This window comes from Parapedobacter deserti, from assembly GCF_042646065.1.
GTDB classification, from domain to species: Bacteria; Bacteroidota; Bacteroidia; order Sphingobacteriales; family Sphingobacteriaceae; genus Parapedobacter; species Parapedobacter deserti.
This window is the reverse complement of record NZ_JBHRTA010000022.1, coordinates 157,634-174,081: the sequence shown is the minus strand read 5'-3', so window position 1 is coordinate 174,081 and position 16,448 is coordinate 157,634. Positions and strand designations below refer to the sequence as shown.

The following is a 16,448-nucleotide window of genomic DNA, read 5'->3' as shown; positions in this document are numbered from 1 at the left end:
ATTAGCCTTTATAACGGAACCATTTTGCAAGCTCTTTGTAGCTTGGTTTTTTGCCGTACATCAGGATGCCGACGCGGTAAATGCGTGCGGCCACCCAGGTGGTCAGGACGAAGCCACCAACCAGCAATCCCAGCGATAGCGCAATTTGCCATTCCGGTACACCGAACGGGATACGCACAAGCATCGCGATAGGAGAGGTAAACGGTATCATGCTCAGCCAGAACGCGAGCGGCCCGTGGGGGTCGTTGATCAGGACACCGAAAGACAGGATATATGTAAACAGCAAGGGTATTGTGATGGGAAACATAAACTGTTGCGTTTCGGTTTCACTATCCACCGCGGATCCGACCGCAGCGAACAGTGCGCTGTACAATAAGTAGCCCCCAAAGAAATAAAGCAGGAATGTAATAATAATGGTCTGAAAATCGACCTTGCCCAGTTCCTGTTTCACTGTGCTAAACATACCGCCGTCTGATTTTGCTGCGGATTGGATTTCTTCACCCGGCAAACCCTGCTGACTCTCGATCTGTGCTTTGATGTCCTGTCTATCCAACATACCTGCGCCGGCGATGCCCATCAGCGCGGAAGATAGTACAATCCATAAAGTGAACTGGGTGAGCCCGACCAACCCGATGCCGATGATCTTGCCCATCATCAGCTGGAACGGCTTGACCGACGAAATGATCACCTCGACAATGCGATTATTTTTCTCTTCAATGATGCCCCTCATCACCTGCGCTCCATAAAGGAACAGGCAGATATATACCAAGATGGATAGAAACATAGCAATCCCCATAGCAGCACCTGCGCTGCTGTCTTTTTCTCCCTCTTCGGTAATTTCCTTGGCCATGAGCCGTACCTTGGGGCTGATACGATCCACGGTAGCACGGTCGATACCGGCTTCGGCAAATGCGATATCCCGGAGCACGTTTTCCAGCTGACGGCTTACGTCATTCTGCACACTGAGGCTTGCAGTTTCTTTTGCTAACAACTCAACCTGAGCGGAAGAGACTACATTTGCTGGAATAACCAAGAGAAAAGTTTTTTCCTTTTCGCTCAGTATGTGAGCTTTCTCCTTGTTGATATCATCTGAAGCTTCAATAAACGTCAGCCCTTTGGTATCATTGAGCTTTCCAGTAAAAAGCCCGCTTTGGTCGACAACATACACCGTCGCCTGGCTGCTTTCAAAACTTTTTGCGGTCAGGTAGATGGTCAACGCATAAATCCCGATAAGAAAGAGCGGTACCAAAAAGGTTACCAGCAAAAATGACTTTTTCTTTACCCGGCTGAGATACTCCCGCTTAATGATCAGTATAATCTTATTCATTCGTGTGTTTCGATTAAGTTGTGTGGGGTTTGATTGGTAACCTGTTGTACAAAGATATCGTGGATGCTGGGTACAATCTCCCTCAATTCGTGAATCTGGACAATGGGTATTAAATAGATTAATACATCATTGATGGTTTTGCGATCGGCAATCTTAATGGTCAGCGTGACGCTTTCCTCCGTGGCTACCGTGTGCACGATGGAAAACAACCCTTCCACCGGTGCTACCGACACATCAGGGGTAAGATAATTAACGCGATAGGTATTGGATCGGTATGCATTCTTTATGTCCTTCACCTTGCCGTCTAGTATCTTTTTAGATTTGTTTATCAGCACGATACTATCGCATAGTTCCTCTACCGATTCCATGCGGTGCGTAGAGAAAATGATGGTAGCACCGCCGCGATTTAGAGCCAATATTTCTTCTTTTATGATGTTGGCATTGACGGGGTCGAAACCCGAGAAAGGCTCGTCCAATATAATGAGATCGGGTTGGTGTACCACAGTAGCCACAAACTGCACCTTCTGCTGCATGCCTTTACTGAGGTCTTCTACTTTTTTGTTCCACCAGTTTTGCATCTCCATTTTTTCAAACCAATGCTTTATGCGCTCGGTAGCCTGCTGGCTTGACAACCCTTTGAGTTGTGCCAGGTATAGCATCTGCTCCCCAATTGCCATTTTTTTATAAAGACCGCGCTCTTCCGGCAAGTAGCCGATGCGCCCAATGTGGTCGGGACTGAGGCGATTGCCGTCGAAATAGATTTCGCCGCTGTCCGGCGCGGTAATCTGATTGATGATCCGGATCAGCGAGGTCTTTCCAGCACCATTGGGGCCCAGCAGACCAAAGATGCTACCGCTTTCTACCTGCGTGGAAACATCATCCAACGCCCGGTGATTGGCATACTGTTTAACAATGTTTTTGATCTCAAGCATATGTGTGTTTTGTGGCTTTCTTCCTTTAGACACGCATATGCTCGAATTGTTACATCGTAGCGAACGTCTATTCTCGACTGCTGGTCCAGCCATTCATCGATGTAATGAATACATCATACACGCCTCCTACACACGGGTTGCACTGGTGTCCTTACAAGGATACGGAGAATAATAGAATACTGATAGTTGCCGCTTTAACATTTTTTAACAAAATGGTTAGTTAAACTATTTGATCTAAAATCCCTCTTAACTAAAGAAAGCAAAACAGCATCGATGTTAAATTAATTACGGAGGAGCATATCATGAAAAACACGGCATTGATTACACTTATTGTTTCTGGGATTAGTTTCACGGCAATCGCACAGGAACGCGGAATGCGGCAGGAGAAAAGCGCAGCGGAAATTGCGGAGATGCGGACCGAGCGGATGACAGAAAAGCTGGGATTAAGTGATGAACAGCGAAAGGAAGTATATGCTCTGAATCTGGAAAAGGCAGAAAAGATGAAAGCCTCGCGGGATGAGCAGCAGGCAAAGAGAGCGGCGGTGCGGCGTGAGCGGGAAGCGCGAATAGCCAGCATGAAAGCTGAACGGCAAGCCGAACAAGCGCGGCTAAACGAGATTTTGAACGAAGAGCAGCAAGCACTATTGGAACAGGAACGTGCCGAGCGTGTGGAGAAGATGAAAGTGATGAAAGACGCACGTAGGGACGGAAAGTATAGCGAGGAGCGTCTAAAGATTGGAGAGCGAGGCAGTTCCCGTTTCCATAAAAAGCGATAGTTTAATTGTTCTATATTTTTGGTTAAGTTTGATGATGAACGCCCATTCCGCCGCTTGGTGGATGGGCGTTTTTTTCTTTTTAATTTCAATTTTCATTTTATCCCTGAAAACTTTGCCGGTTTAATTAGTTTTGTGACAAACCAGTATTGTACCTTATGCAGCATATCAGTGTAGTCGGCGCAGGCACCATGGGCAACGGTATTGCTCACACATTTGCCCAATTTGGATTTGACGTCGCCTTGATAGACGTCGATGCTGCGGCGCTGGTGCGCGCTCTAGCAGCAATCAGCAATAACCTGGACCGGCAGGTAAAAAAGGAAACGATTACCGAGGCGGATAAACAGCGTACGCTTGGGCGCATCACGACCTATACGGCCCTTGCCGACGGCATAACAGATGCAGACATTGTCGTGGAGGCTGCTACGGAAAACGAAGCGATAAAGTTAAGGCTCTTCGGCGAACTGGACGGTTTATGTGCCAAACATACTATTTTGGCGAGCAACACCTCCTCCATTTCGATTACCAAGATCGCTTCGGCCACACGGCGTGCCGACCGGGTGATCGGCATGCACTTTATGAACCCCGTGCCGGTTATGAAGCTTGTAGAGGTCATAAAAGGCTATCACACGTCTGAAAATACAACTCGCAGTGTGGTAGCACTATCACAGCGATTGGATAAAACGCCTGTTGAGGTAAACGATTATCCGGGGTTCGTGGCTAACCGGATCTTAATGCCGATGATCAACGAAGCGATTTACGCATTGTATGAAGGGGTTGCCGATGCCCGGGCGATAGATACGGTGATGAAACTGGGCATGGCTCATCCAATGGGGCCGTTGCAACTGGCAGATTTCATTGGGCTGGATGTATGCTTGGCCATCCTGCGTGTATTGCATGAAGGGTTTGGCCACCCGAAGTATGCGCCATGCCCGCTACTGGTGAATATGGTGGCAGCCGGGACGCTGGGGAAAAAATCCGGGCGTGGGTTTTATGATTATTGAGTAGAAGTTTTACACCTCGTTCGCTGTGCGTATCATTGCGATGGCACAAAAAAACAATAAATTCCGTACTTTTGCGGAATGAAGACCATTGGGGGCCGTGTACCGAAAATCCAACAGTTCGCTGAACTGATTATTCATGAGGATGACGACCTTATCGTTATCAACAAACCGCCTTTCTTGGCGTCACTCGACGAACGGGAAGGAGGGGAGGCCAGCGTGCTCCGCCTTGCGAAGAAATACCATGCGGATGCACAGGTGTGCCACCGCCTCGACAAAGAAACCTCTGGATTGCTGCTTATTGCCAAAAACCCGGAAACCTACCGATTGATATCCATCGAGTTCGAACGGCGGCGCGTAACTAAGATTTACCACGCCGTCATTGAAGGCACCCATGTGTTTGAAGACCTTTTGGTGGATCTTCCTATCCTGAACCTCGGCAACAAAAACGTCACGATTGACCGGGCTAACGGCAAACGCGCTGAAACCTTTTTCAGGTCACTACGCTATTTCAAGCACTACACCTTGGTAGAATGCCGTCCGGTGACCGGCCGTATGCACCAAATTCGCATTCACCTGGCCACGCAGCACGCTGCCATCGTAGGTGACTCCCTTTATCGAGGTAAACCGGTATACCTGTCGCAGATTAAAAAAAGGGGCTTCACGTTGGGCAAGAATCAGGAAGAACAGCCGATCATGAAGCGTTTCGCGTTACATGCCCGAGAGCTAAAGTTTACGTTGAATGATAAGGAATTTCACTTTGAAGCACCGTATCCAAAGGATTTTGCGACGTTGCTCCGGCAATTAGAAAAATTTGACGACTGAGACGGAGCCGCCTGACCTGCCTGACAGCTACAATTACCCTATATCAGTTGACCATGTGGTCCTCTGACCTTGAGCCCGAGTGTGTTGTTCAGCTTGTCGATAAAATACCTGGATAGCAGCGGGGATTCTACCTCGACGTTTTGATGCACGAAAAAATATAGCGACTGAAGTCCGGCATCCCGCCACTCTTTGATGCGGGCTACCCAATCGTCCAGCCGGCTGTTGTCGGTCGGGTGATTGGCGCCGACGTAGCGCACGAAAGCGGCAGGAGTGGTGAGGCGCATATGTAGCATGTCGCGGCGTCCTGCGGTATCTACGATGACGTTTGCAACGTTCTCTGTTTCTAACAGCTCATAAAGCTGCTGACTTGTAACAGGATTGGCAAACCATTCCATATTCCGAACTTCTATGGCAAAAGGCACGGATTTCGCGAATTTCCTCACGAACGCGGCCAATCTGTCGAGATCTTTGGGTTTATAATTGTCATGCAGCTGAAGGAACGCTACACCAAGCTTCTCTTCGAAGAATGCTATGGCATCGCAAAAGGCCTTCATTTTTTCATCCACGTTCAGCAGGCGCCCGAAGTGGCTGATGGATTGAGGCACTTTTGGAAAAAACTTAAAATCGGCAGGCGTTTTGCTTTTCCAAATTTCCACTTGCGCTTTGTCGGGTGAATTGTAAAACGTGCCGTTTAATTCAATACTGTTGAATTGTGTGGCATAATAGATCAGCTCATCCTTCGTGCCTCGTGGATAAAAGCCCTTCAAATCCTGCCGGTTCCATTTTGCGCAACCCACATATACCTCCAGCTCCTTACCGGGTTTGTGCTTTTTTAAAAGGGCCAGTGTGTCCGGATGAGTGGGGGGTAAGGCGAAATCCACTTTCCCTGGTTCGTCTACGCTTCCGAATTTCATGAAAAGCTTTTGAGTTCCTAATGTTTAAAATGCCGTACGCCCGTAATAACCATAGCGACCCCTTTTTTGTTGGCCATCTCAACCGATTCATTGTCACGGATCGATCCGCCCGGTTGCGCAATAGCTGTTATTCCCGCTTCTGCTGCGATTTCGACGCAGTCGGAAAAAGGGAAAAATGCATCTGACGCCAACACTGCACCGTTTAGGTCAAAGCCGAACGATTTAGCTTTGGCTATAGCTTGCTTTAACGCATCTACGCGGGAGGTTTGCCCTACGCCGCTGGCAGATAATTGTCCGCCCTTAACCAATACAATGGCATTGGATTTGGTATGTTTAACGATTTTGTTGGCGAAGAACAGGTCTGCCAGCTCCCGCTCCGTGGGAAGCCTGTCCGTTACGGGCTTCATCGCTTCTGGTCCTTCAATGACTGCGTCTTTATCTTGTTCGATAACGCCATTCAGCAATGTTTTGAACTGTTTGGCCGGCAGCGCTGCGTTTTTCCGCCTGAGCAGGATACGATTTTTTTTCGAGGTGAGGATGCGCAATGCATCATCGCTGTATGCGGGCGCGATCAGCACCTCAAAAAACAGCTTATTGATTTCTGCAGCGGTCTCCTCGTCGATTTCGCGATTGCAGATAATTACCCCACCAAATGCAGATACCGGGTCGCAGGCAAGGGCATCTTGCCATGCCGATAACAGCGCGGATCGGGAAGCCACGCCGCATGCATTGGTGTGTTTCAAGATGGCGAAAGTTGGCGCTTCAAACTCATCGACAAGCGCCACGGCAGCATCGATATCCACGAGGTTGTTATATGACAGCTCTTTTCCATTCAACTTGTCGAACAGGTCTTCCAGGTTGCCGAAAAATACGCCGCGTTGATGGGGATTTTCTCCGTATCGAAGCACCTGTGCATGTTGTTCACTCGCCTTGAACACCTCCAAGGGCTCCTGCCGATTGAAGTAGTTGAAGATAGCAGTGTCATAGTGCGAGGAAATATTGAATGCCCGCTTTGCGAAATCCTTCCTGTGTTCCAAAAAAGTATACCCTTCGTTTTCAGTCAATATTTCTGCCAACCGGTTAAAATCGTCCTTTGACGCCACGATGACCACATCGTTGAAGTTTTTCGCCGCTGCACGGATGAGCGAAATGCCGCCAATATCGATCTTTTCGATGATTTCCTGATCTCCGGCACCTGAAGCCAAGGTTTCCTCAAAGGGGTAGAGGTCTACGACAACCAAATCAATCTCAGGAATCTCGTACTCTTGCAGCTGCTGTTTATCGGTTTCCAACGACCTCTGCGAAAGTATACCTCCGAAAACCTTCGGATGAAGCGTCTTCACGCGGCCGCCCAAAATGGATGGATATCCGGTCAGGTCTTCCACCGCGATTACCTCATGGCCCAATTCGCGGATAAAGGACTCGGTACCGCCTGTGGAGTAGAAGGTGACGCCGTGATTACCTAACAGATCTATCAATGGAGCGAGGCCTTCCTTATAATAGACCGATACTAAAGCATTTTTTATTTTGACAGGGTAGCTCATGTTTAGTGTAGCTGTTTGGATTTATGAGCCGCAAACTTAGGTAAAGTTTGCTGAAAGTAAAAGCAAATTTGCAGCGGCATTCTTCTGATGTTTTATATTACATTTTTACGGCATAAGCACATTTTTTCTTCGATCAGTGTTGCATCTTTTTCAAAAGATTTTCAATGATTTTGGGGTAATGCTGGTGTTCCAACTGCTGTCCTTTAAACTTGATAACCTCTAACGTATCACCGGGTTCGATCCTGAAGCGAGCTTGGTAAATCACCTCACCTTCGTCAAAATGTTCGTTGACAAAATGAATGGTAATACCAGATTCTTCCTCGCCAGCGTTCAATACCGCCTGGTGAACACGATCGCCGTACATTCCCTTGCCACCGTATGCAGGCAACAACGCGGGATGGATATTGATGATTTTGTTTGGGAACTTGCGCAACAGGTTTTGTGGTACCAACAAAAGAAAGCCTGCCAATACAACCAAGTCGATGTTCAGTTTTTCCAAGAGCTCAGGAATTTCGTCAGTTTCGTAAAAAGCATACCGATCAAAGACATGTGTCGGGATTTCAAAATTATCCGCACGTTGGAGCACGTAGGCATCCGGATTATTGCTCAGTATTAAGGCTACCTCGGCCAGATCGTGATATTTGAAATATTCCATGATCTTTTGGGCATTAGACCCTGATCCTGAGGCAAAAATGGCAATTCTTTTTTTCACTTTTTTTGTCGATGGTGATGTTATCTGCTGATTGCACCCAAACTTAACAAAGTTTGGCAAATAAACAAACCGCAAAAGTAGCTTTTCCGTCCAGACCGACAAAGGGTAAAACCGATTTCACTAAGCGATAGCTGTTATTATAATATTAAAAATATGATATCTTAATCACAGTTTTATTGATATTATTGTGCGAAAAATTAATTTTTTTTTAGAAAATGATTGTAAAACACATAAATTGTTACGAATATCAATATTTTATTCGTTACTTTGCATGACGATAACGATAACTAACATTTAAGATATTCATTTATGTGTGGAATCATTGGTGCTTTTGACCTGAAACAGAAGTCAGAAGAATTACGGCCCCAAGTGCTGAAGATGTCGAAGAAGGTACGTCACCGAGGGCCGGACTGGTCGGGGATATACAGCTCCGACCGGGCTGTTTTAGCGCATGAGCGTTTGGCGATTGTGGATCCGAAATCTGGTCAACAACCACTATATAGCCCCGATCGGAACGTTGTGCTTGCCGTTAATGGCGAAATATACAACCATCAACAATTGCGGAACGGGCTGCCTGATTATGCGTTTTCCACCCAATGCGATAGCGAGGTTATATTGGCTTTGTATGAGCAAAAAGGTCCGTCTTTTATCGGAGACCTGAATGGGATTTTTGCATTTGCGCTCTATGACGCCAAGAACGATGCTTACCTAATCGCCCGAGATCACATCGGGATCATACCGTTATATATGGGGTGGGACGACTTGGGGACTTTTTACGTGGCATCCGAACTGAAAGCTTTGGAAGGTTATTGCAGCCGCATCGAAACTTTCCCTCCGGGCCACTACCTATACAGCAAATCGAGTAGCGAGCCGCAGCGGTGGTATTCCCGTGAATGGGAGCAATATGAAAATGTAAAGAATAATACTACAGATATCGATGCATTGCGTAAGGGCCTGGAAGATGCGGTGCATCGGCAGTTGATGTCGGACGTACCTTATGGCGTATTGCTTTCTGGGGGATTGGATTCATCGGTTATCGCGGCAATTACGAAAAAATTCGCTTCGCGTCGCGTGGAATCCAATGACCAAGAAAAAGCTTGGTACCCACGCCTGCATTCGTTTGCTGTCGGGTTGAAAGGATCTCCGGATTTGACTGCCGCGAAAAAAGCTGCGGATCACATCGGTACTATACACCATGAGATTAATTTCACCATACAGGAGGGGCTTGATGCGATCCGAGATGTGATTTATCACCTGGAAACTTATGATGTGACGACTGTCCGCGCATCAACACCCATGTATCTGCTTGCGCGAGTAATCAAATCGATGGGAATCAAAATGGTGCTCTCCGGCGAAGGGGCAGATGAGTTGTTCGGCGGGTACCTTTATTTTCATAAAGCACCCAATGCGAAAGCGTTCCATGAAGAGACCGTCCGCAAACTGAGCAAATTACACTTGTATGATTGCTTGCGCGCCAATAAATCGCTGGCTGCCTGGGGCGTGGAAGGCCGGGTGCCGTTCTTGGATAAGGAGTTTGTCGATATCGCCATGCAGCTGAATCCGGAAGACAAAATGATCCGTGAAGACCGCATGGAAAAATGGGTAGTGCGCAAAGCTTTTGAAGATTACTTGCCTGAAAGTATCGCTTGGCGACAGAAGGAGCAGTTTTCAGACGGCGTGGGCTACAGCTGGATCGATACGCTGAAGGAGCAGGCGGCGCTGCGTGTAAGCGATGAGGAACTTGCTTCCGCTGCAGAGCGTTTCCCTATTAATCCGCCCCAAAACAAAGAGGAGTACCTGTACCGGTCTATTTTTACTGAGCATTTTCCATCGGCCGCCGCCGCTCGGACGGTTCCGTCTGTGAAGTCGGTGGCATGCAGTACACCGGAAGCGCTTGCATGGGATGCGTCTTTCCAAAATGTGAATGACCCGTCCGGACGTGCCGTGGCTAACGTACATCAGGAAAGCTACGAAAAAGAGAAAGTTAAGGTGGCTGAAGCGCTGTAATCAGGGGTTGGGGGATAGCGGTGAGTTGATACGTAATAAACGGCCGGGCATCGAAACGATGCTCGGCCGTTTGCTATTTACGTCCGTTTTATAAAGGCCTGATCCAGATATTGCGGAAACTTACGGGATTCCCATGGTCCTGAAGGATGATAGGGCCAGGGCCATGCGCCTTATATTTGGGGTTGCCGATGTATTCAGTGGCCCCATCCAATTCCACGTTATTCTGTACCAACACTCCATTGTGGATGACCGTTATACGCGCCTTGCTGATCAAAATGCCGTCGGCATTGAAGCGCGGGGCTGTCCATACGATATCGTACGTCTGCCATTCGCCTGGCGGCTTGGTGGCATTTACCAGCGGAATGCGTTGTTTGTAGATGCTAGCGGCCTGTCCGTTGGAATACGTGCGGTTATTGTAGCTATCCAGCACTTGCACCTCATACAGTCCTTGCATGAAAACTCCGCTGTTTCCACGGCCTTGTCCTTCGCCCTCGATTTTCGTGGGAGTGCGCCATTCCAGATGCAATTGATAATCCGTGAATTCCTGTTTGGTTTGAATGTCGCCTTTGCCACGAGCCACGGTAAAAGCACCGTCTGCCACCTCCCATTCAGCAGGGGAAGAACCATCCTTCCGGCTCACCCATTGGTCGAGGGAGCTGCCGTCAAACAATACAATGGCGTCGGATGGTGCTTTGTCAGGGTAGGTGGTCACCACGCGCGGTTCGGGCTCCCATACTTCGGTCTCCTCTGGTTTCATCTTTGTCTGCGCTAAGACCGGCAGCGTCAGTAATGCGACTGCTCCGGCGGAAATAACTGATTTTGTATCCATATAAAGTTAACGTTTTATTAGTTTTTCTGTCTGAACGCACCGGCTTATTGCCCTATTCAGCCACCAAAGGCACTGATTCCGGTAATGTCCATGCCCGTGATGAGCAAATGGATGTCGTGCGTCCCTTCATAGGTAACGACCGATTCCAGGTTCATCATGTGCCGCATGATTGAATATTCGCCCGTAATGCCCATACCACCAAGTATTTGCCTGGCTTCGTGGGCCACATGGAGTGCGGTTGCAACGCTGTTGCGTTTCGCCATGGATATCTGCGCCGGTGTAGCGCGGTTGTCGTTCTTTAACGTGGCTAGTCGCCATACCAACAATTGCCCCTTGGTAATCTCGGTGATCATCTCGGCCAGCTTTTTCTGCTGCAACTGAAATGATGCGATGGGTTTGCCGAACTGCTTGCGTTCTTTGGCGTAGCGCAGGGCCGTATCATAACAATCCATCGCCGCGCCCAGTGCCCCCCAAGCGATGCCATAGCGGGCCTGGTTTAAGCAACTGAGCGGACCGCGCATGCCCGTTACACCCGGAAGGATGTGGGTTTTGGGTACCCGAACATTGTCAAATACCAGTTCACCCGTAGCCGAGGCCCGCAAACTCCATTTGTTATGGGTTTCCGGCGTGGAGAAGCCTTCCATGCCACGCTCGACGATGAGCCCTTGCACCTTGCCTTCCGGATTTTTAGCCCATACAACCGCAATATCTGCAAAAGGCGCGTTGGAGATCCACATCTTGGCGCCGTTGAGCACCACATAGTCGCCGTCGTCTTTAAAGCGGGCGAGCATGCCCGCTGGGTTGGAGCCGTGGTCAGGTTCTGTAAGGCCGAAGCAGCCAATAAGTTCTCCACCGGCCAGCTTGGGGAGGTAGTGCCGTTTTTGTTCCTCACTGCCGAAAGCATAGATGGGGTACATCACGAGCGATCCCTGCACGGAAGCCGTCGAACGAATTCCAGAGTCACCCCGCTCCAATTCCTGCATCATGATGCCATAAGCGAGGTAGTCGAGCCCAGCCCCGCCATATTCTTCCGGGATGGTGGGGCCGAAGAGCCCAAGCTGTGCCATACCAGGAAGCAGCTGGTGCGGAAATTCCGCACGTTGGGCGTATTCTTCAATGACGGGCAACAGCTCCCTGTTGACCCACTGCCGCACGCTGTCGCGGATAAGCCGGTACTCATCACCGATGAGTTCGTCCAAAAGGTAATAGTCTGGTGCTTGGTATTGGCCCATAACGTTAATTTAGCAGACAATTATAACGATAAAATCTGGTTTAGGGAACAAGTAATGTGACGCTTATCCGATGTTCAGTTTTCTTGTAAGGTCTTCAACTAGCGCTTTCTTACCGTTGCTTTGGCACGTATGGCGTCCAGTTTGGTTTGGAGAAGCGTTCCTGATGCGGAAATTCGGGGTTGTAATGTTTGCTGATTTCGTGTAGGTTTGCTCAATGGAAACAACCCGGCAGCAGATATCACTCACTGACTTGAAGTGCTATGCCTACCACGGCTACTATCCGGAAGAACAGGTGCTTGGTACCGAGTTCATCGTGGCAATCCACGTAGCATTTTACAAGCGCAGGAAAACCGAAGATGACCTGTCTCGCACGGTCAACTATGAAACACTTTATGCGATCGCTAAGACAGAGATGGAACAACCACGCAAACTTATGGAAGCTGTTGCCGAATCTATTCTTTATCGAATCCGTGAAGCATTTCCCTTTGTAGATCATATTGAAGTGAATCTTTGTAAAAGCCAACCGCCCTTTGGCACCGAGAATGCAAAAGCGACCGTAAAGTTAACTTGGAATTGCAGTCGTGCGACAAAATGTCTTGTAGATAATTGATTTTAGTGTCAAAACGTCATGTTAAGAGCCTATATTTCCATTGGTATACATTTTGGAAAGTTGTTGCTGAGGTTAAATAAAATTATAGGAGGAATAAAATATGACACTGGTAAAATTTTCTGGAAACAAGAACGGAAGCGTGGATAACTGGGTAAATGATTTTTTCAACCCTATCTTCAATGATTCGTTTCTATCCGACCGCTTCATCTCTCGAGTACCGGCAGTAAACGTTGCGGAAACGAGCGACGCCTACCACATTGAGTTAGCAGCGCCGGGCTTGGAAAAGGGTGATTTCAAAATCAATGTAGACGGAGACGTATTAACCATCTCTGCCGAAAAGAAGGTTGAAAACACCGATGAAAACAAAAAGTACAGCAAGCGCGAATATAGTTACGCGTCATTCACTCGTTCGTTTACCTTACCCGATAGCATTGACCACAATAGCATCGATGCCAATTACAAGGATGGTGTTTTGAAGGTGGCTATCGGCAAAAAAGAAGAAGCCAAAGTTGCTTCTCGATTGATCGAAGTAAAATAACGAAGAGTCGCGTAAATAAGAAACGTAACGTTCAAAAAAATAACCCTTGGAGTCACTGACTTCGAGGGTTATTTTTTGCATCAAACTGATACCTCGTGAAAATCTTCGCCTTTTGGGAGACGTTCTACAATCGTCTGCCATTCAGCGGGCAACACTGTCAACTTGCGTTTGGCAATATCCATCCATGCACCATCTACCGTTACCACGGCACATTTGGTGCCGTCCGACCGGTAAATCTCGTGCCGGAATGAAAACCGGGAGTTGGCTGTGTTGTATCTTGTCATCACGACCGTTACCCGGACGTCATCATTTAGGTGTATTTCACGCAGGTACATAAGTTCTTCACGGAAGAGGACCGGCCCGATGTTCATCTCTGCAATCTTATCGAGCGAAAGCCCCATATCTTTTAGCATATTACTTCTTGCTTGCGCACAGAGATCGGCGTACGCCGAATGCCTAAGGTGCCGATTGGCATCGATCTGAGCCCATATGATTTGACCTTCGTAGAAAACATTTTCCATACCCAAACATAGTAATAATATCGATAAACCAAGAAGCCCATTTTTTTGTTTACCTTTAAACGATGCTGAAATTTACCGAACGTGGTATTTATTGTCCACAGGCTGACATTTATGTCGATCCGTTGCTTCCCGTGGAAAGCGCGGTAATTACCCACGCGCACAGCGACCATGCCCGAGGGGGAATGGGAAAGTATCTTTGCCACCAACACACCGCTCCGATCTTGCGGTTGCGGCTGGGGATGGACATCGCAATTCAGAAGTTGAATTACGCGGAAACACGCACAATAAACGGTGTACGCATAAGTTTGCACCCCGCTGGGCACATCATCGGTTCGGCCCAGGTAAGATTTGAATACAAGGGAGAGATTTGGGTGGTTTCCGGGGACTATAAGTTGTTCCACGATGGGCTCAGTGAACCCTATGAACCGGTACGTTGCCACCATTTTGTCACCGAATCGACATTCGGCTTGCCGGTTTATCAGTTTCCTGATCCGAGCACTGTTTTTGTTGCGATCAACGAGTGGTGTGCGCGCAACGCCGCTGATGGCTTTAACAGCGTGATACTCGGCTACGCGCTAGGCAAATCACAGACCCTGCTGGCGCATTTGGATACAACCATTGGTCCGGTATTCCTCCACGGCGCCGTGGCGAACGTGAATGCGACATTGAGCGGAATCGGCTTTCAATTTCCCGGAGAGCGTATTACGCCCGATACCGACCGAAAAGCGGTAAGCCGTGCCATTATCGTGGCGCCACCTTCCACATTCGGTTCCTCTTGGCTAAAGAAATTGTTACCCTACCGGATAGCGCTTTGTAGCGGCTGGATGCAGCTTCGCGGTGCCCGCCGGCGCCGAGGAGTGGACCGGGGCTTTGTCCTGTCCGACCATTGCGACTGGAGACAGCTAAACGATGCGATAGTTGCCACAGAAGCCGAAACGGTCTATGTAACTCACGGCTATGAAGGACCTTTTGCCCGGTGGTTGCGCGAAGGAAAAGGACTTCAGGCAAAGGAAATCCAATTGCATGGTTCAGAAACGGTGGAGGACGACTTATGAAACGGTTCACTAGATTGTTTACAGCCATCGACCAGACGACGAAGACCAACGAAAAAATTGCCGCCATTGTCAGTTACCTTGCAGACAGCAGTGACCGGCATAACCTGTATGCCATAGCGTTACTGATCGGCAACCGACCGAGGCGCCCGGTAAGGACCAGTGATCTCAAGGCGTGGGCAGCGGAGGCAGCGGGAATACCCGACTGGCTTTTCGAGGAATCCTATCACATCGTGGGCGATCTGGCCGAGGCCATCTCGTTAGTCCTTCCGCCCAATCCGCTTTCAAAGAATGATTACCGGCTGCCTGATGTAATTGACGAACTGTCTACGCTACTGAAACAGTCAGATGGGCGGAAAAGGGGGATCATCACCGGTTATTGGCAGCATCTTGACAAGGATGCGCGGTTTATTTTCACTAAACTGATTACCGGGAATTTCCGGATCGGCGTATCCCGGCAACTAGTTATAAAAGCACTTTCCATCCATCTCGGCATGCAGGAGGCGGCCGTTGCACACCGGTTGATGGGCAAATGGGTTCCAGCAGAGGAGACGATGATGTCGCTGTTTTCTGAACCTGCATCCGGCACCCGTGATTTCCAACCGTACCCATTTTATTTGGCCTACCAATTGGACGCTCCCCCCGAGTCGCTTGGCGATATCAATGATTGGTACATCGAAAAAAAGCTGGATGGTATACGGGGCCAGATCATCGTGCGCAATGGCCAGTTATTCGTGTGGAGCAGGGGAGAGGATTTGCTGACGGATAAATTTCCGGAATTCGCACAACTGACGGCGTCTTTGCCCGGTGGCACAGTCATCGACGGCGAAATCATTCCTTGGCAGGATGGACGGCCATTACCTTTCCAGGTCATGCAAACACGCATCGGGAGGAAGAACCTTTCCCAAAAGGCGCTTCAGGAAGCACCGTTGGTGATGGTTTGCTATGACCTTCTGGAATGGAAAGGGAAGGATATTCGCGAGATGCCAATGAGTTACCGCCGAGATCTGCTTGAAGCGCTGCTTTCCGCGCCAACGGACGCCCAAAACGTCCTATTGCTGTCGGAGATAATGCCGTTCAACAACTGGGCTGAAGTGGCGGTTTTCCGTCAACAGGCGCGTGACTTCAATTGCGAAGGGGTAATGCTCAAGCGTCGGGACAGTTCATATGGCAGTGGCCGCAGAAAGGGAAACTGGTGGAAATGGAAAACTGATCCGCTGACAGCCGATGGCGTGCTGATCTATGCCCAAAGCGGGCATGGACGCCGGGCAAACTTATACACCGATTATACATTCGCTGTATGGGATGAAGCGGGGACTTTAGTGCCTTTCGCAAAAGCGTATTCGGGGCTCACTGACCATGAGATCACGGAATTGGATGCTTGGATTAAACGGAATACAACAGAACGCTTCGGTCCTGTGCGCAGCGTAACACCGCACCATGTTTTTGAGATTGCTTTTGAAGGTATCCAGCAAAGCACCCGCCACAAATCGGGTGTGGCGCTGCGGTTCCCCCGAATATTGCGATGGCGCCGAGACAAAAAAGCCGATGAAGCCAATACCAAAGCGGATTTGCTGCAATTGATTGATGCAGCGAATAGGTGAACTGATCGTTGCGGGCACCTCCTGAAT

General features: G+C 48.8%; 16 protein-coding genes. 8 read left to right on the top strand and 8 right to left on the bottom strand.

Going from position 1 to position 16,448, the window contains the following annotated elements; genetic code table 11:
- Nucleotide 1: 1 nt before the first annotated feature.
- Both ACFOET_RS07525 and ACFOET_RS07520 read right to left on the bottom strand, forming a co-directional pair.
- Nucleotides 2–1,327 (bottom strand): ABC transporter permease, encoded by a 1,326-nt coding sequence (locus ACFOET_RS07525; RefSeq protein WP_379021173.1) that lies wholly within the window; start codon nt 1,325–1,327, stop codon nt 2–4.
- Nucleotides 1,324–2,259 (bottom strand): ABC transporter ATP-binding protein, encoded by a 936-nt coding sequence (locus ACFOET_RS07520; RefSeq protein WP_379021171.1) that lies wholly within the window; start codon nt 2,257–2,259, stop codon nt 1,324–1,326. The genes ACFOET_RS07525 and ACFOET_RS07520 overlap by 4 nt, the downstream gene beginning before the upstream one ends.
- Before the next feature lie 302 nt (nt 2,260–2,561).
- Here ACFOET_RS07520 and ACFOET_RS07515 point away from each other — a divergent pair, with 302 nt between their 5' ends.
- The 3 genes from ACFOET_RS07515 to ACFOET_RS07505 all read left to right on the top strand — a co-directional run bounded on the left by ACFOET_RS07515 (nt 2,562) and on the right by ACFOET_RS07505 (nt 4,858).
- The gene (locus tag ACFOET_RS07515) at nt 2,562–3,035 is read left to right on the top strand and encodes a hypothetical protein (protein WP_379021169.1); all 474 of its coding nucleotides are present in this window, start codon (nt 2,562–2,564) and stop codon (nt 3,033–3,035) included.
- A 155-nt stretch (nt 3,036–3,190) separates the two neighbouring features.
- Nucleotides 3,191–4,036 carry a 3-hydroxybutyryl-CoA dehydrogenase gene (locus ACFOET_RS07510; protein ID WP_379021167.1) on the top strand — a complete coding sequence of 282 codons (846 nt, stop codon included), beginning with the start codon at nt 3,191–3,193 and terminating at the stop codon, nt 4,034–4,036.
- 78 nt (nt 4,037–4,114) lie between these two features.
- A complete protein-coding gene (locus ACFOET_RS07505) occupies nt 4,115–4,858 on the top strand; it encodes an RluA family pseudouridine synthase (RefSeq protein WP_379021165.1) in 744 nt (247 codons plus the stop codon).
- A gap of 38 nt (nt 4,859–4,896) precedes the next feature.
- Here ACFOET_RS07505 and ACFOET_RS07500 read toward each other — a convergent pair whose 3' ends face one another.
- From ACFOET_RS07500 to purN, 3 genes are all read right to left on the bottom strand, one after another.
- Complete coding sequence (locus ACFOET_RS07500) at nt 4,897–5,772, bottom strand: DUF72 domain-containing protein (RefSeq protein WP_379021163.1); 876 nt, start codon at nt 5,770–5,772, stop codon at nt 4,897–4,899.
- A gap of 17 nt (nt 5,773–5,789) precedes the next feature.
- Nucleotides 5,790–7,316, bottom strand: coding sequence for a bifunctional phosphoribosylaminoimidazolecarboxamide formyltransferase/IMP cyclohydrolase (purH, locus tag ACFOET_RS07495; protein ID WP_379021161.1), 1,527 nt, complete (start codon nt 7,314–7,316; stop codon nt 5,790–5,792).
- Nucleotides 7,317–7,449: 133 nt separating this feature from the next.
- Nucleotides 7,450–8,028: a phosphoribosylglycinamide formyltransferase gene (gene purN, locus ACFOET_RS07490; protein WP_379021159.1), complete on the bottom strand. Its 579-nt coding sequence runs from the start codon at nt 8,026–8,028 to the stop codon at nt 7,450–7,452.
- Nucleotides 8,029–8,337: 309 nt separating this feature from the next.
- Here purN and asnB point away from each other — a divergent pair, with 309 nt between their 5' ends.
- Nucleotides 8,338–10,035, top strand: coding sequence for an asparagine synthase B (gene asnB, locus ACFOET_RS07485; protein WP_379021157.1), 1,698 nt, complete (start codon nt 8,338–8,340; stop codon nt 10,033–10,035).
- Between the two features lie 88 nt (nt 10,036–10,123).
- On the opposite strand, the gene ACFOET_RS07480 is transcribed toward asnB, so the two are convergent.
- Together ACFOET_RS07480 and ACFOET_RS07475 are read right to left on the bottom strand one after the other, a co-directional pair.
- A complete protein-coding gene (locus tag ACFOET_RS07480; protein ID WP_379021155.1) occupies nt 10,124–10,864 on the bottom strand; it encodes a 3-keto-disaccharide hydrolase in 741 nt (246 codons plus the stop codon).
- Between the two features lie 56 nt (nt 10,865–10,920).
- The gene (locus tag ACFOET_RS07475; RefSeq protein ID WP_379021153.1) at nt 10,921–12,096 is read right to left on the bottom strand and encodes an acyl-CoA dehydrogenase family protein; all 1,176 of its coding nucleotides are present in this window, start codon (nt 12,094–12,096) and stop codon (nt 10,921–10,923) included.
- A gap of 214 nt (nt 12,097–12,310) precedes the next feature.
- Here ACFOET_RS07475 and folB point away from each other — a divergent pair, with 214 nt between their 5' ends.
- Nucleotides 12,311–12,706 carry a dihydroneopterin aldolase gene (folB, locus tag ACFOET_RS07470; RefSeq protein WP_379021151.1) on the top strand — a complete coding sequence of 132 codons (396 nt, stop codon included), beginning with the start codon at nt 12,311–12,313 and terminating at the stop codon, nt 12,704–12,706.
- A gap of 100 nt (nt 12,707–12,806) precedes the next feature.
- Nucleotides 12,807–13,244, top strand: a complete 438-nt coding sequence (locus ACFOET_RS07465; protein WP_379021149.1) for an Hsp20/alpha crystallin family protein — start codon at nt 12,807–12,809, stop codon at nt 13,242–13,244.
- Nucleotides 13,245–13,324: 80 nt separating this feature from the next.
- Here ACFOET_RS07465 and ACFOET_RS07460 read toward each other — a convergent pair whose 3' ends face one another.
- A complete protein-coding gene (locus tag ACFOET_RS07460; protein ID WP_379021147.1) occupies nt 13,325–13,765 on the bottom strand; it encodes an acyl-CoA thioesterase in 441 nt (146 codons plus the stop codon).
- A 62-nt stretch (nt 13,766–13,827) separates the two neighbouring features.
- Between ACFOET_RS07460 and ACFOET_RS07455 the strand changes: the two genes are divergently transcribed.
- On the top strand, nt 13,828–14,820 hold the full coding sequence (locus ACFOET_RS07455; RefSeq protein ID WP_379021145.1) for a ligase-associated DNA damage response exonuclease: 993 nt from the start codon (nt 13,828–13,830) through the stop codon (nt 14,818–14,820).
- Entirely contained in the window at nt 14,817–16,421 is a 1,605-nt protein-coding gene (locus ACFOET_RS07450) for an ATP-dependent DNA ligase (protein WP_379021143.1), read from the top strand. The genes ACFOET_RS07455 and ACFOET_RS07450 overlap by 4 nt, the downstream gene beginning before the upstream one ends.
- Nucleotides 16,422–16,448: the final 27 nt, after the last annotated feature.

Bases quoted from the DNA above. Each gene is read 5' to 3' on its own strand.
- ACFOET_RS07525 (WP_379021173.1), bottom strand. From the start codon at position 1,327: ATGAATAAGATTATACTGATCATTAAGCGGGAGTATCTCAGCCGGGTA.
- ACFOET_RS07520 (WP_379021171.1), bottom strand. From the start codon at position 2,259: ATGCTTGAGATCAAAAACATTGTTAAACAGTATGCCAATCACCGGGCG.
- ACFOET_RS07515 (WP_379021169.1), top strand. From the start codon at position 2,562: ATGAAAAACACGGCATTGATTACACTTATTGTTTCTGGGATTAGTTTC.
- ACFOET_RS07510 (WP_379021167.1), top strand. From the start codon at position 3,191: ATGCAGCATATCAGTGTAGTCGGCGCAGGCACCATGGGCAACGGTATT.
- ACFOET_RS07505 (WP_379021165.1), top strand. From the start codon at position 4,115: ATGAAGACCATTGGGGGCCGTGTACCGAAAATCCAACAGTTCGCTGAA.
- ACFOET_RS07500 (WP_379021163.1), bottom strand. From the start codon at position 5,772: ATGAAATTCGGAAGCGTAGACGAACCAGGGAAAGTGGATTTCGCCTTA.
- purH (WP_379021161.1), bottom strand. From the start codon at position 7,316: ATGAGCTACCCTGTCAAAATAAAAAATGCTTTAGTATCGGTCTATTAT.
- asnB (WP_379021157.1), top strand. From the start codon at position 8,338: ATGTGTGGAATCATTGGTGCTTTTGACCTGAAACAGAAGTCAGAAGAA.
- ACFOET_RS07480 (WP_379021155.1), bottom strand. From the start codon at position 10,864: ATGGATACAAAATCAGTTATTTCCGCCGGAGCAGTCGCATTACTGACG.
- ACFOET_RS07475 (WP_379021153.1), bottom strand. From the start codon at position 12,096: ATGGGCCAATACCAAGCACCAGACTATTACCTTTTGGACGAACTCATC.
- folB (WP_379021151.1), top strand. From the start codon at position 12,311: ATGGAAACAACCCGGCAGCAGATATCACTCACTGACTTGAAGTGCTAT.
- ACFOET_RS07465 (WP_379021149.1), top strand. From the start codon at position 12,807: ATGACACTGGTAAAATTTTCTGGAAACAAGAACGGAAGCGTGGATAAC.
- ACFOET_RS07460 (WP_379021147.1), bottom strand. From the start codon at position 13,765: ATGGAAAATGTTTTCTACGAAGGTCAAATCATATGGGCTCAGATCGAT.
- ACFOET_RS07455 (WP_379021145.1), top strand. From the start codon at position 13,828: ATGCTGAAATTTACCGAACGTGGTATTTATTGTCCACAGGCTGACATT.
- ACFOET_RS07450 (WP_379021143.1), top strand. From the start codon at position 14,817: ATGAAACGGTTCACTAGATTGTTTACAGCCATCGACCAGACGACGAAG.